At 42.4% G+C, this 24,877-nt stretch carries 19 protein-coding genes; all 19 read right to left on the bottom strand.

All coding sequences use genetic code 11. The features are described from left to right. Positions 1–8: 8 nt before the first annotated feature. The gene (locus M72_RS17870) at positions 9–7,541 is read right to left on the bottom strand and encodes a helicase-related protein (RefSeq protein ID WP_055068866.1); all 7,533 of its coding nucleotides are present in this window, start codon (positions 7,539–7,541) and stop codon (positions 9–11) included. A 14-nt stretch (positions 7,542–7,555) separates the two neighbouring features. Then, complete coding sequence (locus M72_RS15695; protein ID WP_015521656.1) at positions 7,556–7,924, bottom strand: hypothetical protein; 369 nt, start codon at positions 7,922–7,924, stop codon at positions 7,556–7,558. Then, on the bottom strand, positions 7,921–8,139 hold the full coding sequence (locus M72_RS15700) for a DpnD/PcfM family protein (protein WP_015521657.1): 219 nt from the start codon (positions 8,137–8,139) through the stop codon (positions 7,921–7,923). Before M72_RS15700 ends, M72_RS15695 begins: the two co-directional genes overlap by 4 nt. 27 nt (positions 8,140–8,166) lie before the next feature. Beyond that, positions 8,167–9,063 (bottom strand): hypothetical protein, encoded by an 897-nt coding sequence (locus M72_RS15705; RefSeq protein WP_015521658.1) that lies wholly within the window; start codon positions 9,061–9,063, stop codon positions 8,167–8,169. A 50-nt stretch (positions 9,064–9,113) separates the two neighbouring features. Beyond that, complete coding sequence (locus M72_RS15710) at positions 9,114–11,051, bottom strand: C40 family peptidase (protein ID WP_055068918.1); 1,938 nt, start codon at positions 11,049–11,051, stop codon at positions 9,114–9,116. A gap of 119 nt (positions 11,052–11,170) precedes the next feature. Then, entirely contained in the window at positions 11,171–11,740 is a 570-nt protein-coding gene (locus M72_RS15715) for a PBECR4 domain-containing protein (RefSeq protein ID WP_006859616.1), read from the bottom strand. A 252-nt stretch (positions 11,741–11,992) separates the two neighbouring features. Beyond that, positions 11,993–14,365, bottom strand: coding sequence for a VirB4-like conjugal transfer ATPase, CD1110 family (locus M72_RS15720; protein ID WP_055068867.1), 2,373 nt, complete (start codon positions 14,363–14,365; stop codon positions 11,993–11,995). Positions 14,366–14,457: 92 nt separating this feature from the next. After that, complete coding sequence (locus M72_RS15725) at positions 14,458–14,970, bottom strand: PrgI family protein (protein WP_055068868.1); 513 nt, start codon at positions 14,968–14,970, stop codon at positions 14,458–14,460. Positions 14,971–14,982: 12 nt separating this feature from the next. Further along, positions 14,983–15,393 carry a DUF4313 domain-containing protein gene (locus tag M72_RS15730; protein WP_055068869.1) on the bottom strand — a complete coding sequence of 137 codons (411 nt, stop codon included), beginning with the start codon at positions 15,391–15,393 and terminating at the stop codon, positions 14,983–14,985. Positions 15,394–15,405: 12 nt separating this feature from the next. Further along, positions 15,406–16,248, bottom strand: coding sequence for a VirB6/TrbL-like conjugal transfer protein, CD1112 family (locus tag M72_RS15735; protein ID WP_008120647.1), 843 nt, complete (start codon positions 16,246–16,248; stop codon positions 15,406–15,408). A 52-nt stretch (positions 16,249–16,300) separates the two neighbouring features. Further along, the gene (locus tag M72_RS15740) at positions 16,301–16,678 is read right to left on the bottom strand and encodes a hypothetical protein (RefSeq protein ID WP_005340540.1); all 378 of its coding nucleotides are present in this window, start codon (positions 16,676–16,678) and stop codon (positions 16,301–16,303) included. 248 nt (positions 16,679–16,926) lie between these two features. Then, on the bottom strand, positions 16,927–17,400 hold the full coding sequence (locus M72_RS15745; RefSeq protein WP_055068870.1) for a GNAT family N-acetyltransferase: 474 nt from the start codon (positions 17,398–17,400) through the stop codon (positions 16,927–16,929). 97 nt (positions 17,401–17,497) lie between these two features. Beyond that, positions 17,498–17,914: a YjdF family protein gene (locus M72_RS15750; protein ID WP_055068871.1), complete on the bottom strand. Its 417-nt coding sequence runs from the start codon at positions 17,912–17,914 to the stop codon at positions 17,498–17,500. Between the two features lie 252 nt (positions 17,915–18,166). Continuing rightward, entirely contained in the window at positions 18,167–20,362 is a 2,196-nt protein-coding gene (locus M72_RS15755) for a VirD4-like conjugal transfer protein, CD1115 family (RefSeq protein ID WP_055068872.1), read from the bottom strand. 6 nt (positions 20,363–20,368) lie between these two features. Beyond that, a complete protein-coding gene (locus M72_RS15760) occupies positions 20,369–21,487 on the bottom strand; it encodes a PcfB family protein (protein WP_055068873.1) in 1,119 nt (372 codons plus the stop codon). Beyond that, positions 21,487–21,891, bottom strand: coding sequence for a hypothetical protein (locus M72_RS15765; protein WP_055068874.1), 405 nt, complete (start codon positions 21,889–21,891; stop codon positions 21,487–21,489). The genes M72_RS15760 and M72_RS15765 overlap by 1 nt, the downstream gene beginning before the upstream one ends. Before the next feature lie 9 nt (positions 21,892–21,900). Continuing rightward, positions 21,901–23,085 carry a hypothetical protein gene (locus M72_RS15770; protein ID WP_055068875.1) on the bottom strand — a complete coding sequence of 395 codons (1,185 nt, stop codon included), beginning with the start codon at positions 23,083–23,085 and terminating at the stop codon, positions 21,901–21,903. A gap of 29 nt (positions 23,086–23,114) precedes the next feature. After that, the gene (locus M72_RS15775; RefSeq protein WP_330378296.1) at positions 23,115–24,557 is read right to left on the bottom strand and encodes a relaxase/mobilization nuclease domain-containing protein; all 1,443 of its coding nucleotides are present in this window, start codon (positions 24,555–24,557) and stop codon (positions 23,115–23,117) included. Further along, positions 24,544–24,876, bottom strand: coding sequence for a plasmid mobilization protein (locus tag M72_RS15780; RefSeq protein ID WP_055068876.1), 333 nt, complete (start codon positions 24,874–24,876; stop codon positions 24,544–24,546). The genes M72_RS15775 and M72_RS15780 overlap by 14 nt, the downstream gene beginning before the upstream one ends. Position 24,877: the final 1 nt, after the last annotated feature.

The raw sequence follows: 24,877 nt of genomic DNA on the forward strand, positions 1-24,877 counted from the left end.
TCACTCTCCTATCGTGTTCTGCCCTCTCTGTCGGATGGATAAGCACCTTTATCCTCTGCTACAATTGCTGCAGATTCCATCCTTTCATCTGCTTCTCTTTCTTCCTCCGGTCCGCTCAGGTCTGCATCCACAGCCTTTGCATTTTCAAGGTCAAGCTGGGCATTCAGTTCACACTGCCTTGCCAGTTTTTCATTCAGTTCCTCACTGTACGCAAATGGCTTATCATACTCTGCCTTTGATGCTTCAAGGTCATTCTGATACTGCTCAATCTTCTTTTCTAAGAAATCAATGTTCTCATGGAGTCCATTGAACAGATTTTCCAGCTTCACCATACTGCCGACCGGACTGGTGGAAAGCTCTGCTTTATACTCTGTCTTTCCACGAAGCACCATATAATTGATGCCAAGGAAGTTCTTTTCCACAAGCAGCTCAAATCCGTGGAATTTGCCGATTGCAGTTGTCTCTCCGGTCTTACATTTACTGATTGCTTCAAGCATCATGGTTCCACCATCCACACGCTCTGTGTAGGTTGCTTTGCCTATGGTAATGGCAAATTCCGGATTATCAATCAGCTCTTTATCCCTTGCCTTTACATCCTCTCTTACATTGGCAAGCTTTTCGGTTGCTGTCTTAATGAGCTTCGGGTACTTAATCATAAAGTTGTCCTGAAGTCCATATCTCTGATTGTCATAGGATGCCTTTAAGAGCTTTAATCTCTGGACATCATTGTCAATCTCCATCTTTTCCTTGATCAACGGATTACCGGTAGCAACCGCCTTAATCTCTGCATAGGAAAGTGTAGCCTCGTCGATATCCTCACAGCTTCGGCTTACAGCCTTGCTTGTCATGACCTGACTGATGAAACGCTGCTTATTTTCAACGAGCGACCAGTTGTATGCATCAAAGGTTCCTTTGGTGACATATCTGTAGATTGCCACCTCTTCATTTTCGTTGCCCTGCCTGATGCCTCGTCCTTCCCTCTGTTCAATAGAAGAAGGCTTCCAAGGACAGTCCACATGATGCATTGCAACAAGGTGTGTCTGCACATTGACACCTGTTCCACACTTGTCCGTTGAACCGATAAGAACTTTCTTTTTACCTGTCCTCATCTCCTTAAAAAGTGCGTCCCTCTGTGCATCTGTCTTGGCATCATGGATAAATGCTATCTCACCTGCCGGAATGCCATACTGTATCAGTGTTTCCTTCAGATAATCATAGATGGTGAAGTCCTTATCCGGTCCCGGTGTGCCGATATCCGAAAAAATAAGCTGGCAGCCTATATGACCATCAGCATTTCCTTTCTCATATTCTTTCCAGACATTTTCAGCTACCTTATTGAGCTTTCCGTCAGGATTGTTTGGTGCATCTTTATCAATCAGCCTTGCATCTGTTCCGAGTAATCTTGCCTCATGGGTAATCTTTAGGAAGTTATCCACGCTTGGATCAACTCCACCGCCTCTGATACGCTCTGCCCTCACAACAAAGTCTTCCATGACCTGCTTCACATACCAGTCAGGCTCCGACTCCACTATGATAGGCTTCCCGCCTCTGAGGGCTGGCACATCAAGGTCAAGCATGTCTGCGGTCTGCACATCAGCTACCTCACGGAAGATATTCATAAGCTCCGGCAGGTTTGTAAACTTATTGAAACGGCTCTTAAAACGGAATCCGCTTCCCTCTACAGTAAGCTCCAGTGCTGTTGTCACTTCACCGAAGTTCGCTGCCCATGAATCAAAGTGATAAATTCCCATCTCTTCAAGTGCCGCCTTCTGTAAGTAAAGTTGCATAACATACATCTCACACATGGTATTGGATATCGGTGTACCTGTCGCAAATACAATACCTCTGCCATCATTTATCTCTGATAGATACTGGCATTTAAGCTGCATATCCGTTGACTTTTTCGCTCCACTGCTGCTGATACCGGACACATTATTCATCTTGGAAAATATGGCAAGGTTTTTAAAATTATGTGCTTCGTCTACCATAATAGAATCTACACCCAGTTCCTCAAAGGTAATAAGGTCATCCTTCCTGCTCTCATCTGACAAGGATTTCAGCTGTTCCTCCAGCTTTTTCTTCTGGCTTTCCATCTGTTTTACAGTCCATCGCTCTCCGTTACGCTCCTTCATCTCATCAATCGCATAGCTGATTTCATCTATCTGCTCATTAAGCATTCTTTCTTTTCTCTCTGCGGAGATTGGGATTTTCTCAAACTGCGAGTGGGACATGATAATACAGTCATAGTCACCTGTTGCAATCCTTGATACAAACTGCTTTCTGCGGCTCTTTTCAAAATCACGCTCTGTGGCAACTAAAATATTTGCTGACGGATAAAGCCTTAAAAACTCTGATGCAGTCTGCCCGATAAGCGGCTTTGGAACAACCATGATTGTCTTATTGGCAAGTCCGAGTCTCTTCTGCTCCATACAGGCAGCCATCATCTCAAAGGACTTTCCGGCACCGACACAGTGTGCCAGCAGGGTGTTTCCTCCAAGAAGGATTCTTGCCACTGCATTTTTCTGGTGTGGCTTTAGCTCAATCGCCGGATTCATTCCCGGAAACTGTAAGTGACTTCCATCATACTCACGCAGGCGGATGTTATTGAATGTCTCGTTGTAATACTCCACATACTTCTGTCTTCGCTCCGGCTCTGCAAACAGCCACTCCTTGAACTTCTCCTTGATCATGTTCTGCTTTTCCCTTGCAAGCATTGTCTCATTCTTATTGACTTCGTAATGATACCTGCCATCACCGTCATCAATCCTGTCCCTGACTGTTACAGTTTTAAGATTCAGCGTATCCTCAAAAATAGAATAAGCATCCATGCGGCTTGTACCATAGGTCTTAGTAGCTGCCACTGAATGCTTATCCATGCTTTTATTCTCAATGAACCATTCCATGCTCATCTTATTTAAGTGTACCTGAATGCCGGTATTGTAAAACTGGCTTCTGACCGCCCTTGCCCGTCTTGGTGTATTGAGAAGCTCATAGATAAACTGCTCATAATCAAGCGGTTCAATCCATGTCGTGCCGATCTTTACATCAATATCCGAGGCTTCAATCCATTCCGGCTGCACCTTTTCAAGTGCTGCCACATTGCCTGCAAATCTTTCTGCCTGTGGATTGTCTGTATCAGCAGCCATAGCCTTTGCCACACGAAGCTTGTCTCTCACATTTCCGGAAAGATACTCGTCTGCCGTCTCCCAGCCGATATCAGGATTATTCTCGTTGTAGCGGTCGGGATTTAGGAAAATCAATCCATCCAGTTCTTCCACAAGGACTGCCCTTCTAAGCTCTGCCAAAGCATCATCACTAAATGTTACCTCATCAGATGTCTGCCCGGACTTTTCTGCAAGCTCTTCCTTTGCATTAGTAATATCCGGCTCATAGATAGAAAGCATATAGGCAGGGTTTACATATCCAAATTCATTGACGGATACATTTAATGCTTCCACAGCAGTCTCAACCCTGTCTATGACAGTCTTTGCCTTAATCGTCTGCTTATAAAACATATCCGCTTTTTTCACCTCCCCGTCTTCATTTACTTCCTCAAGACTGCAAAGAAGCGGGTAATCGCTGTCATCCCTGAAAGCTGTTCTGTTTGCTTTTGAAGTAATGGCTCCATACTGCTTTACAAAAGCATCATATTTTACATTAAGAAGTCTCTGTTTATCAGAAAGCTCCTCCTCGCTGCAGCCATCCATCTGGATATCAATCAGCTCTCTTGTTATCTGTCTGATTTCATCAAGGCTTCGGATTCGCTCCTCGGCAGTCTGTGATACTTCTTTTCTTACCATCTCGGAATTTTCCCTGTAATAGAGCTTTCCTTCAAAAAATGTGTAAGTGTAGTTTCTCACATCCGGATCAGCCGGGATAACTTCCTTAGTCTGCTCCGCCTCATCTGCCACTCTCTCAAAATCTGTCATCTGTGCTTTGATATTACCGATAGCTTTGTTTAATGCTTCATACATATTGAAGTTCTCATCATCATTCACACAGACTGTATATCTGCTGTCCTGTCCGTAAATCCTTGTGTCATACTCCATAGCCCCAAGCATCATTTCCGGATGCTCTGCAAAATAAGAGTTGACTGCAATGCCATTCCCAGTTACACCAAGGTGCACCCAGTCCGGCTCAATGTCAATCTTTCTCTCCCTCTTCTGCAAAAACAGGATATCTGCCGTCACTTCGGTTCCTGCATTGTCTTTAAATGCAGTATTCGGAAGTCTTACTGCTCCCACAAGCTCTGCCCTTTCAGCCAGATACTTTCGGATAGTAGGATTTGCCTTATCAAGTGTTCCCTTTGTGGTGATCACTGCAACCATGCCTCCCGGTCTTACCTGGTCAAGTGCTTTTGCAAGGAAATAATCGTGGATACGGAAGTTATACTTGTTGTACTTCGGATCAAATACCTTATAATCTCCAAATGGCACATTTCCGACAACCACATCAAAGAAGTTATCGGGATATGTGGTATTCTCAAATCCTGTGATACTGATATTGGCATTCTGATAAAGCTGCTTTGCGATTCTTCCCGAAATGCTGTCAAGCTCCACTCCATACAGCTTTGCTTCATGCACTGTTTCCGGCATACTTCCAAAAAAGTTACCGATACCCATGGATGGCTCTAATACATTGCCGCCTCTGAAACCAAACTGGACAAGTGCCGAATTTATGCACATGGCAATCTCCGGTGAAGTGTAAAAGGCATTGTTTACTGTTGCCCTAGCTGCAGCATACTCTTCATCCGATAACATCTCTTTGAGTTCTTTGTACTCTTTGCTCCAGCCTGCGTTTTCCTCGTCAAATGCCTGTGACAGTCCGCCCCATCCGACAAACTTCGACAGAACTTTCTGCTCCTCCGGTGTGGCAATCCTGTTTTCTGATTCAATCTGCTTTAAAGTACGGATTGCATCCATATTCCACTGGTATCTGGTCTTGGCTCCGCCTTTTTCCATTTCCCAGAGGTTATAGTGGAAGTTGTGCTTTTTCTGCGCCGCATCATCTGAAACTACATGTCCATTCTCATCAATCTTTGTATCCCAGCCATTCGCTATTGCTCTTTTCCTGGTTTCAAGACGATTGGCTTTTACACTATCCTCGATATCAAAGAATCTCTTATAGACCGGATTCATCTTATCCCTGTCAGCCTTCTGCTTTGTCTCCTGATAATACTTCTTCTGGTCTTCTCCACAGTAAAATGGCTGTTTTACCATATAGGATAAAATCTCGTATAACTCACGCCAGTCGAGTGCACCTTCCTTACGCACACCATTCCTGTTCTTATAGCTGATCTTCACATACCCGCTTCTGATTGAGTACTCCACAAGACCATACTTATTGTTGGAATATGCTTTTCTTTCTGCATTATCTGTCCCTAATGCAATATCCCTGATAAGGTCAAGTTTATTGGGCATAAATGCAAAATCAGACTGCACCACATCCATAAGGAATGCCCTAAACGGAGTGTAGCAGCTGCAATCTGTTACAAGAATCTCCGCCGCATCACGCAGGTCTTCATCAAGCTCTGCAATACGCCTTGCATAATCAATCGGTGTAATATACTGAAGCTCTGATGGATCTTTTTCAGTTGTTTCAGCTTCTATCTCAGCACCATATTCTGCCTGTGTTACCATTCGGTCTTCATCGGAAGCTTCCTGTGGTGTCATGCCATATGCAGATACATAATCTCTGTTAGAAGCATAGCTCTCCGGCTCATCCGGTATTGCATAATCATCAATCTCTGATTCTGCCTCTTCCAGTTCCACTTCCCGGTATTCGGCATCAATGACCTCATCATCCTCACGGAGTCCGTCCATCGCAAGCTCATCAATACGAGGTGTCTCAGGCTGGTATTCCCCTGTAAGAATAAGGACACCAAGCTCTTTTTCGATATCTTTCCACGAAACATATCCTTCAACCTCTCCATCCTCATCTCGCCACTGAAAACGCAGTCCGTTCCCATGAAATGTGTCATATCCGTGCAGTCCCAGTCCGTCAACCGGCCAGCCTGCACCTCCCTGACCATACTCTGCTTTGATACGCTTTGCCCTGGTTCCTGCATCAATCTCCGTTTCAAAAATCTTACATACCCTGCCCTTGCCACCGATAAAGCCTGTACCTCTCATAAGCACCTGTTTGATATACTCACCTGGTACTGTTGCAGACTTTTTGGGATTCAGGTAATTGTATTTACCTGCTAATGCAGCTTTTCTGTCCTGCTCGAACTGACGCATAAACTGATTATTGTTTTCGTCCTCAGTATGAATGGTGCCAATGCTTGCCTGCCCGTTCTGGTCGAAAAAAAAGGAAGCCTGTGTATATTCGGCTTCCTTACTGACGCCCAATGAATTGATTTCATCAAGTTCCCTATTCAGTTCTGTATCATCTGATTCTAGTGGAATCGCATCACTATCTGATTCAGTACCACTTCCTCTGCCTGCATCTTCGCCTGCTCTCTTATCTTCCACATCTCCATTGTCGATGACGGATTCTGTGGCTTGTGCTTCGCCAGATACTGCATCTCCAGCTGGTCGTACAGCTGATTCGCTTCCTCCTCTACCGCTGACATCTTCTCGTACATCTTCCCGAATCTCATCAGCGTCTTGTATCTTGCCGGCTCGTTCTCCTTGAGATAGTTCATCGCCATCCTTCCGTATTTGCCCAGCTTCGTGAGATCCTCCGTCTCGTCCGGCATCTCTATCTGCGGATAAAGCAGTCCGTCCACTTCCTTGTAAGTCATTTCTTCTAACATATCCAATTCTCCTTTCGCTCTCGATTGCCTTTAAGTTACGACTAAATTCTCTAAGAACACTACAGGAGACATCGCATACAATGGAACCAAGACGGTAAATGATCTCTTCGTCTTTGATATTTACGATCTGACTAAAATCCTGTTCTTGCACAGATAAGTCAAATCCGCATCTCGTCCCTACAGCATACATGACACTTGCATATACAAGCTGCTCCATGTCCATTTCCTGCTGTAAGCCATTGCGTTTCTTACTTTCTTCCTTTATCACACTACCTGATAGCTGCATAAGCTCGGTCATCCGGTCTCCGAACTCTTCTTTTATTATAAGCCAAACATCTGTTCTTGTAAACTGTTTTAATATATTTTTTAGAGACTCCCTGTCGCTGTTATCGTACTGCTCAATCTGACCTTCTGATACAAGAAAATCCACATAATCCTTAAGATTTTCTCCCTCAAGGTCCCATGTCAGCTTAACATTCTTCCCTCCGGTGTCACTGATATCAAAGATATACCTCATGCGTGGATTCAGTGCCCTTGACGGGAAGATGGCGCAGCCTTTCGCACCACGCTTTACATATCTTCCCACCTTTTTCCAGGTATCATAATCTGCCATGAGTGTGCTTTTTTCCGGAGGTCTCTGAGCTGTTACCATAACGATATTGTCAAATTCATAGCGGTATAACTGACCTGCAACCTTTAACACATCCTTCCAGCTCTTTTCTGATCTGGTGATGTTACCAATCTCAGAATCGTATATCGCTTTGACCTTCATATCAACGCCCATACCTTTGTCCTCCTCTACTTAAACATCTCTGCAAACAATCCCTTAAATAGCTTTAACTCATCCTTATCCAGCTCGATTGCAAATTCATTGTCGATTACCTGTTTTTCGCATTTATCCTTTTTCTTTGCAATCTTACGCACCACACGAAGAAGCACATAGCACTCTTTTGATTTTGCAATGCTCTGTTTAAAGGTCAGCTCGTCCTCATCGACTGACTTCTGTGTCTGATAGATAATCTCTTTTAACTTATCATTGATACCATCTACTTCCTCAAGGGAAATAATAACGGATGCCTTAGAAGCACCCGATCTGTCCCACTCCTTATGAAGTTCCTTTACTAAAAACTCCATGTTCTTAATTACTGTTGTTGAATCACTTTTCATCTTGCTCTTCCTCCGTTTTCTTTTAATGAAGAAGGGAGCTGACCTTCGCCTATAGGCGCAAAATCAACTCCCTTCATGTCCTCTGCTCCAAGGACTATCTGCTCTGCATAATACATATCCATTGCCTTATTGATGGCATCGTCAAGCGACTCTGCCTTTACTTTCTGTACTCGTGAAAGCACTTCCTTTATCTCAACATCAAATTCCTGTTCCATATGATATCGCCTCCCGTAAAAATCTCATCACCGGCTCTTTTCTTCCTTTACCTGTCTTTCCTTAAAGCCCTCATCGTACTTTCCATCTTCCAGCCTGTCGTAAAAACAGTCTTCTTCAATCGTTCCGAAATCCTCATACATCTGGTGAAGGAAATCATTCTGCAGCTTCTTTGGCACATCATCATCCTTTGACATATCCTGATAAAAATAGAACTTCTGCTTTAGCTTTGCCCTGTAATCATAGATATCCTCTATCTTTTCCGGTGTGCCATACTCCCTCTTGTATGCCTTGAAATTCGTAGTTGAGAGTGTGGAACCTAGATAAATGCCATGCTCCCACGATACCCCGATTGTGGTATTGTCCTTTGTAGGCTTCTCATCCTTCGGATAACGCTTATACTCTGTCGCACCAAGGGCAATTGTAAGGGAACCTGACTTCATATCCATCACCACAAGATTTCTTGGTGATAATGCTTCAAGCACCATATAATCATGGTCATTGAAGTTATGAAATGTCTGTCCCCTTTCAAATGAGCGGTTCTCCATTTCATAATGCAGGTTAAAATCATCCACCCAGCCCTTATCGGTCATTCCAATCTCCTTAAGTTTTGCAACACATTCAGAAGAACTGGCTTCTTTATCAAACCGAAATTCTTTGGAATCGTTATAAAACCCCTGAAGAAAATGTCCCAGCTGAATATCATCCAGACAGAATCTCGCAGATACAGTTACATTTGCTGCCCTGTAATACTCTGCGAAGTTACCTGCTTCACCAAGTGTCCTTCCAAGCTGCAACAAATTGTCTGCAAGCTCTGACATGTCATCAACTGTTATAAAACTCTTATAATCATCCAGAGTCATCAGCATATTTGTCTCTGTTCCCCTGTCGTTTTCTGTTACCAGTAGCATATCTTTTAAATCCATTCTTACCTCCAGTCTCAGAGAGGGACTATGCCCTCTCTGTAAATTTCCTGTTATGGTCTTCCTATCACAACAATCTTTCCTGTGCTTGCCACATCCCGGTAAACCACACCAAGATTTTCATTAAGTGCTTCTACCACTTTGCCATTACCGACATATACTGCCACATGGCTGATGTTCTTATATCTTCCGTTGCTTGTAAAACTGTAGAAAATAAGGTCTCCCGGCTGTAACTCATCAAAGGCGACTGTCTTTCCGGCTTCATCCAGTCCCTGTGCCTCCGCTGCCGCTGTGGTTGCACCGCCGTAACTAATATCCACGCCTGCATCTTTCCATGAATAATAGGCTAAGGAACTACAGTCATAATAGTTACCGCTGTCTCTTAAATCCTGACTATAAGGAAAGCCAACTCTGTGAAGTGCATAGGAGCAGACTGTTTTCTGCTTGCTGTCTGTAATTTCGTTTAGGATGGCATTGATTTCATCCTCAGTCATGGAGCTTACTCCCGGACTTCCGCCTCCGCCGCCACTTCCGCTTCCAGCATATCCAAGCTGTCCCATAAACTCCGGACTCATGATCTGCTCAAGCATTTCCACCTGATCAGAATTAAATCCATAGACCGAAATCATATCCCGATAAGATTTCAGCGTGACATTCACATACAAAACTGACTTCGTGGAAGTAGTTACATTGCCATCTGCATCTGTTTCTTCCACATCTTTCGTTCCTGTACTTGTAGTGTATGAACACATATCATTTACAACTGCCTGCAGCCAGCCTTTTGAAGTATCATTCATGACTGTTGCAGTATCTCCGACACCATGCTTGACCATATAGACTGCCATGATGTCATAGTAATTGCTTGGGTTTTCTTCCATACCTTCATAATCCACATATACAAGCTCTCCAAGGTCATATCCGGTATGCTCATTCACTTTCGTATTCACATCCCCGTTAAACTCCTGCACATAAGCACTCGTTACTGTCTGCACGGTATCTCCTGATTCAAGTGGTGGCAGGAATAAAGCAAATGGAGAATTGTAAAGGATTGCTATCACCGCTATAACCGGAACCGCAATCATGGCAACTACAAGAACAAGTAATAAAAGCACCAATCCGATAATCGGTGCAGCTGCCTTTACCCAGGTAATCGCTTTTCGCACAATCAGATCCTTTACCAGCTTTGCCACGCTGTCCGTCTGATTCTCCTGTGCTCTCATCTTATCCAGAAAGAACTTTATCTTCCTGCTCCGGTTGGTCATCTTTTCATCCTTGACCTCTATGGACACACCTGCAGCATATCCGGCTGCCATGCCGATTGCCGTGCCAACTCCCGGTGCAACCGCTGTTCCTGCCGCCGTAGCAGCTGCCTTTGTCGCAGTTTTTGTTGCAACCTTAGCAGTAGTCTTTGCTGTTTCTTTTGCCGTCTCTTTAGCTACAGTCTTGGCAGTATCTTTGGCAGCTTTCTTTGCTGTCCTTTTTGCCAGCTTCTTTCCTGCCTCTACCTTCTTGATACGCTTTCTTGCCTCGGCTGCCGCCTTTTTCCTGAAAAGTGCTGCACCCTTGGAAGCAGTTCCGGTAACAGGTCGGCTTGATTCATATGCAAGATATGCTGCCTGCGATATCTCCTGCCCGCCCTCCACCTGCTCCGTTACTGCCCCAGCTGCAAGTGCTCCTGTTCTTCCTGCAATGTGAAGATTGGTGTTCTTGGTCTTGATGGAAGTTCCTGACTCTCTGATGTTACGCTTAAACCTAGAAAGACCTTTATCCTTAGCCTCCGATTGATGAATGGTACTCTTTCTATAAGTACGCTTTCCACCAGCACTTTTCTGAAGCATTAATTTTGCAGATGCTTTTTTATCCATTTCATTGGCTTTAGCATCATGCACTTTCGGACCTCTCTCTACTGTATAGATGTTGCTGCCTTTAATCTTGGCACCCTTTGGCTCGTGGGCATGAATCTTGGCTTTCTCCTTGGTGTGAATGACCATTGGTTTGTCATCCACTTTCTTTATCTTCATTGTTCTCACCTTCTTTCTACATCCATTACCCAAAAATGGGTAAAAAAATAGCCATCTGGATGATTAGTCCAAATGGCTTATGTAAAAATCTATTTGATTCTATTGTAAAGAACTGTCTCTATTCTGGTTGATAAATCAATCTTTTTCTTATAAAGAAGTGTCCACGATGCTTGATTTTTTGAATAATCCATCTTTTCCTCTGGAAAAAATGAACGACAGAAATAATTATCTCCTTCATCATTAGATAAAAACAAAAATAGATTCCTGCTCTCCACGTTGTTTTCCATAAGATAATCAGCCTCAATCATTGAATACATATTTGCTTTCTTATTATACTTAAACACAGTATCATTACTATCAATCATTTGTTCAAGCAATGGCAGGAAATGAACTCTTTGCTCTATCTTATTATAAAAATCTGATGACTCTATTTTTTCAATTGTAATTGTTCCATCTGCTATCTCATCAAATACTCTGCCTCTGTCTCGGCTCAATTCAGGTCTGTCTACCAGATATTGTAATCCCATAAGATGAAAACAATCTTTTTTATCAAATGAAATTCTTAATGTAACTGAAACACCTTTTCTCCCTAGTACAAGCTCATATTCGGTTGATAATAGCGGAATAAATGCATTTATGCAATCTAAAACATTCCTCATTACAGTTCTCCACTACATCCTTAGATTAAGAAAGGCTCTGCATAAGCAGAGCCCTTCTAACATTTTCTTTCGAGGATTAACCTCTAGCCAGATTGTGGTAAATGTCAAACCCTTATAAAGCTCATAAGGCACTGCTCTCTGGCACAACACCTTACTTTGCCGCTTGGCAGACACTCAAGTTGCCTGTCTTTAATATTATATTACCTGTCATATGAAAATATGTCAATCCAAAATTCATGACTTCATAAAGAATTAACATTTTTCATTTGCATGCTTTTTCATCTCAATTATCTCGTGAATGTTGGTATTGTACAGCTTATACAAATCCGTATCCTTACTTATCTGATTATCAAACGGAATCACCACAGAACCACACTTGATAAGTCCCATTCCAGATGCAGTATTGGTTACAAATCTAAGCTGTGCCTCTGATACTCCGATAACCTCCGCCATCTTGGAACTGTCTGTATTCGCCTGCTTTAAAAGTGCCACAAACTCAGAGTTTGCAAGCATTGTGGTTGCTGTGTAATTCTGCAACAGATCGACTACATTTTGCGTGATACCGGTACAAAGACCTCCCTGTTTTCTCACTTTCTTCCAGAGCTGCTGCAGATATTTTGCAGAATACTCGGAATTAAGTAAGACATGGAACTCATCAATATAGAGCCATGTTGCCTTGCCTCTCTTACCATTCTCAACAATCCTGTTCTGAATGGACTCCATCATGACAAGCATTGTGATAGGACTAAGCTCTGTACCTAAGTCCCTGATGCCATATACTGTGAATCTGTTATCCACATCCACATTTGTCTGATGGTTGAAGATGTTAAGTGAACCATTTACAAAAAGCTCCAATGACAATGCAATGTCCTTTGCCTCGTCCTCCGGCTGTGCCATAAGGATATCGTAAAAGTCACTCATTACAGGGATATACTTCTCTTTGCTCCTTGCAATGTCGATATACAGCTTTCTCACACAGCGGTCAATGATTGACTTCTGTCTTGAATTTAAACTGTCTCCGATACACTGCTCACAAAGTCCAAGCATAAACTCGCCTTTTTCTCTTACCATTCCCTTTGAATCATTCGGGTCAAGGCTCCACACATCCATCTCCAGCGGATTCACATAGTTATCCGTGTAAGTAGACATATTTACTACAGTTCCGCCATAAGTCTCAGCAATATCAAAGTATTCGTTCATTGGATCTATGACGATTATCTCATCATCACCCGACAAGAATACGCTGCCCATCTCCATCTTGCAGAAAAAAGATTTACCGGAACCCGGCACTCCGAAAACGAATCCATTTCCGTTAATAAGCTTCTTTCTGTTGCCGATATTCACATTCTTGCTGATCTGGTTGATGCCATAATAGTTGCCGGTGCTGTCATTAAGCTCCTGCACATTGAATGGCATAAGCACCGCAAGTGACTGGGTAAGAAGTGTACGCATTGTCTCCACCTGTCTTACTCCAATCGGAAGTGCTGTATTGAGTGCTTCCCTCTGCTTTAAGTAGTGTATATCAATCGTGCAACTGTTACGCTTTCCGATAGTCTCTACTGTCTCACATACACTCTCAAGCTCCTTCTTGCTTTCTGCCATAAGAATAATAGTTACTCCCACAAAGAAAAGGCACTGGTCATTCTCACGGACATCATCCATGATTTCCTCAATCTCCTTTTTCTCCGTTCTCTTGGCATATGAAATTTCCGTAGAAAAATCGTTATTCTTATTACGGACTCTCTGCTGCTTAATGATATCCGACTCAATACCAAGGTATTTCTTCTGAAGCACCTTTGTTGTCAGATCCTTTGGCACAGGCACCACATCAATGCTCGTGATGGAATGAACCGGAAGTGAAGTAATCTCATTGATGAATCTGTCTGATAAACTGCTCGGATACTTTTTGATGAAAAGTGCCTTGCAGAATTTACTCTCATCCTCAAAATGGTCCGGGAAATATTTCACCATGCCATTGCACAGATCATTTCTAAAATCTGCCCCGACCTTCTTTGCCTTTTTGATATCAAAATCAAAACTGCCCTCATCTCCAAGATGATAATAGTCATAGAGCACTTTCAGTCTCTCATTGCCATTAAGTGGCACGATCTCTGCCCCAAGCTCAATGAAAGCCTTGTGTATCGTTGCCTCAAGGGTTGCAAACTGTGCCTTCGCCTCCTCAAAGTTCTTTCTCTCTATCGTGATCGTCAGGTATCTCTCCTGCTCAATCCCCTGTCTGCCCTCAATAATCTTCTCCTCAATGATGTCATTGTAGATTCTGCGGTAATTATTGAAGCCATCGTTTTTCTCAGCAATCAGAACCTTATCTCGCAAATCATCCATGTTTTTGTTCTTATTGTTGATCGTAATCTTATAATTACAGTCCAGCGAATTTAAGAACTTGCAGTATCTCTCGAAAATGCCGATCTGCTCATCCTCGGTTGCTGTCGTGTAATTGATGTCCTGAAAGCGGTAGCATTTGGAATACTTATTTTTGCTTACTTCAAAAATGCCGTTTTCAGCCACCGCCATAATCTCTATGGTTTCCTGAATGGATTTAGGTGTCTTATACAAAGGCTCACTCGCCTTCTTTAATAACTTAAATCCGTCTGTAAATAAACCCATGTCTCTAACCTCGCTTTCTTATAATGAAAGCCCGCCGGGAACTTCACCCTGCGGGCTGTGTTCCCGACCTTGTGGTCAGATACTATTCGTTTCTAATGCATTGCCTTATATGCTGCAATGCCTGCTGCTGCTACAACAATTACTGCAACAAGACCAAGCAGCATGTTTCTCGTCTTTTTCTTCATCGCTTCAAACTCCTCCTGCTTCTTTACAGCCGAATCAGCTGTTACAGTCTCCGGTTCAGCCTTTCTGCCTTTCTTCTTTATCTGTTCATTCTGTTCTGCTTCTAACTGCTTTATTGCATGCTCTCCCTCTGTTGATACATAGGTAAGTGCCTTGTTGCCAAACATAAAATGCAGCTTCTTTCCCATATACTCGTAGAAATTCATCCCATTAAAGGAATAGAAACCACCAAGAGCAATCGGTGCCACACACGGGATTGCCACATAAGCAGAACCCGTAAGACCAATATACTTGTAAAGAAGAAGGACGATACCGCCACCGACCACTACGCTTGCAATGGAAAATATAAGCTGCCTTGCAGTAAGTCCCATCGCAACCGATTCCTGATAGCGGTCTATATCCTTGTTTACTTCGATTACCATTGTCCATGTCTCCTATCTTGATAAATCCTTTGTTTCCGGCTTTCTTGTCATTCCAGTATTCGCCTCATACTTATCCATTCCATCCGGACACAGTTCCCTAAGCTTATCTACATTGAACAGATAAAGCGGATATTCGCAGAAACCGCTCCTTTGCGTGAATCCTGTAAACTCTCCAATGTCATTGTCTGTAATAAACTTTTCAATATCCGGCATGTCATTCACATTCAGATATCCGCAGTAATTTGGTGCTGCAACCGGCAAATTCACAGTCACATCCCCAAAAGGCTCCTCATATCCATCTTCATTACACATAAGACCGATAAACATTGCCCTGCTATTCATATACTGCTGGATATCAAATGTCACCTGCGTTTCTCCGGTTATACTTGAATTATAAGTAACCTGTTTCTTTTCATTATCCATTTCTGCCTCCTTCTATAATCCAAATGCCTTGCTTGTAAGTGTCTGTGCACCCTTCACGCTTCCAACAGTCATTGCTATCGTAAATGTCATTTCACACAGATATATAAGTGTCTGTGCCCAGTCAGCATAACTTCCTGTAAATGCCGGAAGTCCTGCATTGATAAATGCATTACATACCACAATCGCAAGTGCCATCGTTACTGCCTCAAACACACATGACAAGAAATATTTACAGTAGGTAGCCATTGTATGACTGACCATTCTGTTTCCTGCCATCGTGGAGCAGGCAATCGCACCAAGCGGCACAATAATCAGAATCTTTAAGAACCTGAAATACACGGTGTAGATGATAAAGAATCCACAGATAATAATGATGATTGCAAGCAAAGCTGTAAGTATCAGCATTACCAGACTTTCACCAAATCCGAGTCCTTTAATGATATCTGCCTGTGTACTGTCAATGGCAAGCTGCGTCGTTGTCCCTGCAGATATAAGTCCTACCAGATTTCCTATGGAAGTAAAAAATGCTTTCATAATCGTGACATTATTTGCAACAAACCATTCTGCAAGTCCCAGTCGGATAAGCATACGCAGGATTGATTCAAACCTCATCTCATCTTTTACATCTATGCTTTCCGAGCAGAAACCGATAACAAAGAACAGCACAACGAGGGATGAACCGACCGCTACAAAGACCGGCTCAATACCCTCAATAACTGCCCAAGGACCTCCGCCCTTGAAACTGACCGGTGACTGTCCAAGCATTGCAAAGACCAGGGATATCTGATTGTTCCAAAACCCAAACACCGCCTCAAGAAGTGCAAGGATCTTGTCTCCAAGCTTAAAAATATCCATACTTGTTATTCACCTCTTTCCTTTTACTAAAAGGGGAACTTTTTCCCCCATCTTAGAATCCTAAGAATGTCAGTACTGTTGAAATACCAGCCATCATGACACCTGCTACAATTCCTTTCAGTGCAGAGTTCATGGTAGATGAATCCTGCTGCTGGTAGGCTTGTGCGAACTCCATAACATTCTTTGCAAGAATAATGACACCAACCGCACCAATGACTGCAATGATAAGTGTCTTTAAATTCTCAAGCGGCTGTGTTACTGCGGAAGTACCTGTACCTGCTGCAAAACAAGTAGTGCTCATAAGCATTACTCCCATAAGTGCTCCGGATAATGCCGGAACGAATCTCTTCTTAAAGTGAATGAATCTACTCTTCATACCTTTCTCCTCCATCTGATTGTTGTTGGTTGTAATAATCTGTTCTTTTCTCATGTTGTTTGTCTCCTTTTCGATAAAAAAATAAGCCAGCAGGGATAATCCCTAACTGGCTGTTAAAAGTAACTCTATATGATCAGGCAATTCCTGTTGTAATGATTAAATCGGGCTTTCCCCGATGTGGTGTGCTTCAACCACCTCCTTTCAAGGCGCAAAAAAAGCACCTTAACCTTTATTGGCTAAAGTGCTTGTATTAGTTTAATATTAAATTGTTGTGAGTCAGACAAACTGGGAGTTGAAAGTTCCTATAATTTACAAATCATAATATATTCTTCATCATTTTCATCAATGATTTCAAATCCTACCTTCCAATACATACGGACAGCATAATTCATCTTTTGAACAGCTAATGATGCTTGTTTATATCCTTCTAGTTTTAATTTCACTAGCATCTGTTTCATTAATTCTGTTCCGATACCATAGTTTCTATACTCTTTAAGAAGTGAAATTGCAAAAGACGGTGTTTCATTATCTATATGACCGTAATCATTCATAATCCGAACCCATACAGCACCAACAATTTCATCCGCAACTTGAGCAACCAAACATAAGTCTCCCTTGTTCTCACCAAAGTCCTTTACATATACCTGCAAATCTGGTTTGTTAATGATGTCTTTGGACGGTGCTGGAACACCTTCAGGAATAAAAATTGCCTCGTATAAAAAAGTATCTAATATCTTATTTTCATCTCGTTTTAATTCTCTTATTGAATAATTCATATAAACCTCCGATTTATTTTTATTTATAAATCAGTTGTCATTCCACACATAATGATTCCTCCGTTAAATATCGAATTGTGCAAAAGCCCAAGGGACTTTAATGCCCCTTATGCTTTTCTCTTTTCTTTTGCTGTTTCAACTCAAACATTCGCTGTTCTTCCGCCTCTTTTTTCTTGCGGCTTCTCTCTTTACGCACCTGTTTGTTCTGTTCCTGCTGTAATTTCAATGCCTGCTGTGATTTTGTGCCGATGCCTGTTTCCATCGTCTGCTTTTTCGCTTCTCGCTGCATCCGTTTCGGATTTCTTTTTATATCCTTTACAACAGTTTCAACAGCCGGACTGAATTTCAAACTGAAATAGTATTTTTGAATATATTCCTGCACTTCGTAATCCTTTGGTTCTGCACCAAATGTTACCTTCGCCACAGATAGTTTACCATCTTCAATACGTTCAAATACACCTACCCAAAATGGTTCTTCAAAATATACCGTCAGTTTTCCACTTGCTTTGTCCATAAGAATCCCTCCTAAAATGAATTGAACAAAGAATGGACAACCCGGAGGGGCAGGTTACTTACCCTATTTGCATAGGACGGCTGGGCTACCTACCAGCTCTAGTACATTTTTAATGTACATTGCGTTTTTATCTTTGTATTTATAATCAAGCCATATGGCACGATTAACTTATTCGGTCAATTCCGATTTGTAAAACACATTCTTTTTACATAGGCACAGTATACCACATTTCCTGTGCCTATGCGATATCATTTAATGCTTCTTCCGATATGAACTCATCTTCTCCACAGTAACCTCAGGATAGAAGTAAGTAAGAATCGTTGCTTTCGGAACTCCTGCGGCAAGTGCTTTCTTCACTTCTTCCTTTTGCTCCGGTGTATACGACCAGTGCAGCATTCGATTTGTGATGGTATCCTCCCATTTAGGCTTTTCCCTCTCAGGATTCCTTACAGGTTTAGCACCAGCACTTCCACTAGAAGCATTGGCACTTTCTGTTGCTTCCGACTTCTGCGATTCATCGACATACTCAAGCTCATTTGCCTGTTCCCTGTCAATCTTTGCTTTCTGCTCTGCTTCATCCTGCATGGAGAATCTTCTGCTTAATTCCGCATCGCCAAGCATCATAAACTGCTCATAGGTAAGAGAATCTATATACACATTCTCTCCCTTATCCTTCAGCTTTTCATAATACTTAACTGCCTTGTCTGAAAGAATCTCAAATGGCGGACCGATAAGATTATCTGCTCCCCTTATCTGATGAACATAAGGCTCTCCCTTGCCATCTGCTGTCTGGTTAAACATCGGATGATTGAATGGTATGAACTTATTGTCCATGATAGGATCAAAACCACGGATAAAGATAATACACTTTTTGTTATCCAGCTTTCTGACTTCATCGGGTGTGAACAGTTCTCTTCCTAATACATCATAGTTTCTTGAAAAGCTTCCCTGTCTGCCCTTTGTCTCTCCACTTGACTTCTTATCAATCGTACCTTTTCCAAGCAGCTCTGACACGTATTTGTGTGTACTCTGCTCATTTCCACCAAGATAGATGAAAGTATCGCAGTTGCCGGGAATTGTCTCCCAGGTATCTTTAAAAAGTGCCTTTAGCTGGGCAAAGTTCTGAATGATGATAATACTTGAAATCTCACGGCTTCGCATTGTCGATAACAGCGAACAGAAGTCATCGGGCAATGCGACATTCGCAAATTCATCTAACATAAATGTCACATGGATTGGCAGTCTGCCTCCGCAGTTAAAGTCCGCCTGATAGTACAATTCCTGAAATATCTGCGTGTAGAGCATACCGATAATAAAGTTATAAGATTTGTCACTATCAGGGATTACACAAAACAGTGCTGTCTTTGTCTCACCATCTCCATTGACTCCAATGCCGATATCAGAAAGATTCAGTTCATCCTTGGAGAGTAATCGTAAAACCTGCTTATTCTCAAGAAATGCAAGTCTTGAGTTGGCACTGATGATAATGGAACGGACGGTATCTCCTGCACCTCTCATACATTTGTTGTACTGCTTTACTGCCGGATGATTAGCTCCAAGCGGAGAACTTTCCTCTAAAAACTTCATACGCACATCCAGCTTTGATGCTTTTCCCTGTTCTGTAACCTCTGCTTCTCCAAGAAGTTTAAGTACTGTCTCAAAGTTTCTCTTTGCCGGCTGTACCTCCAGCCACACATAATAAAAGATAGCCTGTAAGAACAATCCTTCCGCCTTTTCCCAGAACGGATCACTTGGTGTCGCTCCCTTTGGTGTCGTATTGCTGATAAGGTTTGTAATCAGCTTGACCACATCTGTTTCCTCTCTGATATAGGAAAATGGATTGTAACAGTCTGATTTATCCATCTCTAACAGATTTATGACTTTCACATTATATCCGTTATTCTTTAGCATCTGACCGCAGCTTCTAAGGATTTCTCCCTTTGGATCGGTACAGATAAAGGAACAGTTATGCGGCATCTGCATAAGATTCGGCTTTACTTCATAAAATGTTTTTCCTGCTCCGGAACCACCACAGATAAGTATATTTCCATTGAGCTTGAGTCTCCTAAAATCCAGCGACATCTTCACATTTTGGCTGAGTATCCGGTTGAAATTCTCATCCTTATCTGCAAGTATCTTGTTGACCTGCTTCGGATTTTCAAATCTTGCCGTACCAAATTCCTTACCGGGCATATAGTTTCTCTGACTGGTATAATACATGACAATAGCCATCGCATAGATACCTAATGCAATGGCTACTGCTTTTACTGTATTGGAATTGTAATAGTTGGCAAAGGGAACAGCACATACCTCATTGAATCTGTCCATAAATTCATTAAAGGCAATCCCTTCCGTCCACGCACCATTTATCAGATAACCAAGATACCCGGCTAACACTGCACCCACAAGAATGAATATCAGTGAAGGCTTTTTCTTTGTTGTCTGCATGGGCTGCTACCTCGCTTTCTTCGTGGTAACAGTTTTCTTCTGTGCTGTCTTTTTCTGCTGCTTCTGTACTTTCTCGTAACGCTCCCTGACAGATGACTCCACCTTGTCATAGTGAGTATAAAGCTCGGTTCCTTTCTGAGTTGTCACCACACGATTCTGCTCATCGTAGAGCTTATAATCCTTGGTTGAATCAAGGAAGGTAAGCATTGTCTTTCCACCATGAATCTCCATGATGTTTTCCTTACGGAGCCATACATATTTTGCCTCTTCTCCCCATGTGCCGGGAACTCTGGTCTTAACAGCATGGTCATTCTCTTCTATAATCAGCTTCTTGCTGATAGTCACATCTGACAGGTTCGCATTCTTTGATGCCGCAACCGCCCTCATTCTCTCAGCAAGGTCCTGATAGCCTCTGACACGGTTGATAAATGCATCCTTGTCCATCATGACTGTATGGGTGCCATCCTCATTCTTACTGCCAAGCACACCGATTGTCTCAAGCTGTCTGATAACACTTTCAGCCTGCTCACCATTGATACTGAAATTCTCCTTGACCTGATCCACACTGATAGCTTTCTTTTCCATTGCAAACATTCCGACCTTTTCGATCAGTCCGTCAATGGCAGAATTTACCTTATCCCCTTCTATCGTGTGGCTTTTCTCGTTTCCCTGCTGTTTCTTCAAAAAATCCATCAGCTTGCCAAGGGATTTTTCATCTCCATTCTTCAGATAATCGTCAAATGTGGCAATCTTGCCAAACTTGAGTTTCTGTATCATCATATTCACACGTGGAACTGCCTCTGTATGAAAGATTACCTCACTCAGTCCGTCTTTCCTGTTGCAGTCCGGAAGTACTGAATAGAGTATTCCATACTTCTTTGCCATCTTTTCAACCTTTTTCATATCTTCGGTATTAAACTGTAACACCTGTAAATCGCCACCTTTTAAGATCAGCTTTCTCATGGATGTCTTGCCAAGTGACTTTTCATAATCAAGCATCCCTTTTAAGAAATCTATTGCCTTCTGCATGGCAGCAATGCCGCCGCTTCCTACCTTCATGGCAATCTCAATGCCATCATAAGCTACACGGATGATCTGCACCGCTTCCTGAATCTCTTCTGCCATTATCGCACCTCCACTTTCTCTCTGACTGTTGTTTTAAGCGTTTCTGTCTCTGTAGTACGGATTTCCTCGGCTGATACATCAATACCATAAGCAGTCAAAATATCTGCCAGATGATTGATTGCTTTCTCCTCCTCGACACGATACATTTCAAGTGCCACAAGCAGGTTTTCCACCTGTTCCACCCATGCAGGCTTCATATCATATTTAGCCCTGTATGTGACCATAATCTCGTCCGACTCAGCCTTATCCGCTGAATGTGCCAAAGCTTCAATAAGAGAAATCGTGTCTTCCTTGCTGCCGCTTCTGAATGCGAACTGGACAACAAAGTTTTTCTCTTCCTCTGTAAATTGATGCTCCACACCATTCATCTCTGTTACTGCTTCATTTACTACTGCTAAATTCATAAGTTCCTCCTAATCTGCCATGCTGTTTTCAAGCACAGCAATCTCAATGATCTCCTTCATCTTTTCCGCTGAAATGTTGTTGTTTATAAGCTCTACAAGCTGTGACTCAGTAAGTCCCTTTTCTATTGCACTCTTAATCTGCACAAGCTGCGCCGGAACAAGGTCTCCCGATGCAACCAGCTTTACAATGTCTGCCCTTGACTTTTTCTTAAATGACAGTCTTGCAAAAAGGCTCACCACTCCGCTGTTGCTGCTCTTTCTCACACTTCTCTCAATCGGAAGTCTCTGCACCACATTTCCAGTACCATCAACTACCGGAATCTGATAATAGACCGGAATCCCGTTTGCCACAGCCTGCATATTCTGAGGAACTGCAACTGTATCAACCATCTTTTTATCTGCCTGTGATACGGACTGGCTTTCCTGCGGCTCTGCCTTACTTTCTGCTTCTTTTTTATTCTCTGTGGCAACACTTATGATCTTATCTTCCAATGACTCTATTCTGTCTCCCATACGCTTCATCTCCTTATCCTTTTTCTCAATATCATCCCTGAGTCTTGCAATCGTACTGCTTGCCTTATTCAGTTCATTCTGCTGACTGTTGATAAGAGCATCCTTATCCTGGTTCTCCTTGACTAGACGCTCCCTGACTTCCTCGTCATCTTTGGAAGTTTCTATTTCAGAAAGCTTCTTATTCAGGGCATCATACCTTTCATTCTGATGATTGATCTTTGCAACCACTTCATCCATCTGAGCTACAAGACTTTTCACATACTCTAAATCCTGTGGCATCTGCTCTTTGGCTTTATTAAGCTTATCTAATACCACATCAAACATCCTGCGCATGTTTACTGCTGTATCATCTTTTTGGACTACCTCTCTGATTGCATCAATCGGCACACCTTTTTCATAGTAATCCAATGCTGTCTGCATCTTAGGTGCTGCCATCCTGCTATCTTTCAGCAGCGTTAACAACGCTTCTGATACACCCTTATGCAGACATTTTGATAACACCTTCATCTGCTCAATGTCATAACTTTTGTTAAGATACAGACCGATTTCATCATCAGTCAGTCCATATTCATAATCGCTTTTGACAAGAGCAATAACCTCACTGTCCATATGCTTATTACGAAGAATCTGTATCTTTCTCTCAATCGCCATTTCACTTAATGGCTCTCTTTTTTCTTCCATATATGCCTCCTAACCACTAAAAAAACAGCCTAACGTATCGGCTGTTCTTTTCTGTCTCTTATTGTTTCTTTGTCATACTGCTTCTCTTCTGCCGAAGCTGATACAGTAAGTTCCTTCCATATTGATCTTCCAAGGCTAAGTTCCTTTGATACCGCCCGTTCTGCCTTACAGTCCTGTGCATACTTGCTCTCATATTTCTTTCTAAGACTCTCGACCTCTTCCACACTGTATCCCTGTGCTAAAAGTTCAGTGTTAAGCCTTTCCCATGCATTGTGCTCATCTTCAAAGAAGGTATCCCCACTCTGATAACACGATTCCGCATCATTAAGCTCCCGGATCTGTTCAGCCTTGTCAAAAATATCTTTGAATCTTTCCTTAGCCTTATAGGTCTTACTCTTTTCCTTTGATGCTTCTTTCTTCTTATCCGTCAGATTATCAAGTACCGAAACAAGTTCTTCCGCACTCTCAATCTTATGCCTTACCAGAAATAGATACTGCTCCTGCAGCTTATGCATCTTTCGGATATCATCCCTATACTTCCATACCTGACTGTATGGCTTCTTTTTCAGCTTTCCAATCCGGTAAAGCTTTGCATAATATCTTTTCTGCAAGCCTGACATCTTCGCCCTGCGGTATCTTTTGACATAGCACTTTACTATCGCTGCCTGTTTTTCCTCATTCTGTGACTGGTAAAAAGATAAATCTTCCTTAGCAATACGCTCCACAATAGCTTCCTGTGAATAATTCTCGCCAAGAGTCTTACATCTTCTGAATCTTGTCATCCCCTGTGGTCTGACTGCCAGATACTTTCCCTGCTTGACCTCATATCCTTTTTCCGACAGCAGTTCCAGAAATCCTCTGAAATCATTTGCCTGTAAAATGCAGGCATCCAAATCTCTTTTTATCATATCTGCCCACACAAAGCTGCCTTCACGATATTCGCTCCAATCCTTATAATTCTCGTGCTGTTTCTCTTTGCTGCCATCCTCCACATCTATAATGGAAAGACCATACTCCTGACACAGCTTATTGGTAATCGGCTGGATATACTTTGCCCAGTCACCTTTCTCGTAGCGATACTTTTTCCCATCCACAAAGCTTACACTGTTAAATACAATGTGTGAATGAACATGGTCTGTATTATCATGAACCACAAATACCGCTTCATAGGCATCGCCAAGATATTCTGCTACAAACTTCTGTGTTATCTCAAAAGCCCTGTCCGGTTCCACCTCATCCTCTTTGAAGGAAAGAATGATGTGATACCCCTGTCGCTTGTCTGTTTTTCCAAACTGCTTCTTTGTATCCATCATCTGTTCAAAAGCCATATCTGCCTGACAGTTAACAGCTCCCACAAGTCTTCCTCTCTGAGTTTTCTCAGGATTCATCACATAATCCAGTGCCCGTTTCAAATGCCTTGCATGAAAAGAATTCCCGCTGTCCTTCATGTGAAGTATCTTACTGATTGCCAATCTTTACCACCGCCTCGCTGACAGACTGATTCAGCTTTTTCATATATGTCACAAGCCGTTCCTTATCTTTCTTGGAATACAGCTGTGCATTGCTGTTAAATACAATCTGATTGATGTTAATGCCGATTCGGTTTATCTCATTGATAAGCTCTTTAAGAAGTTTCCTTACTTCCGGATAATCATTTGGTTTCTGACTGATTAGAAGCCTGATATATTCGGCTTCATTCATTCCATTTGCCTTTGCCTTATCAGAAAGTACCTTCGCTTCCTGTGGCATAAGTCTTAGTGTTTTCCTTATACAATGAACTTTATCCGCCATA

The sequence above is a fragment of the Roseburia faecis genome (assembly GCF_001406815.1).
Lineage (GTDB): Bacteria > Bacillota > Clostridia > Lachnospirales > Lachnospiraceae > Roseburia > Roseburia faecis.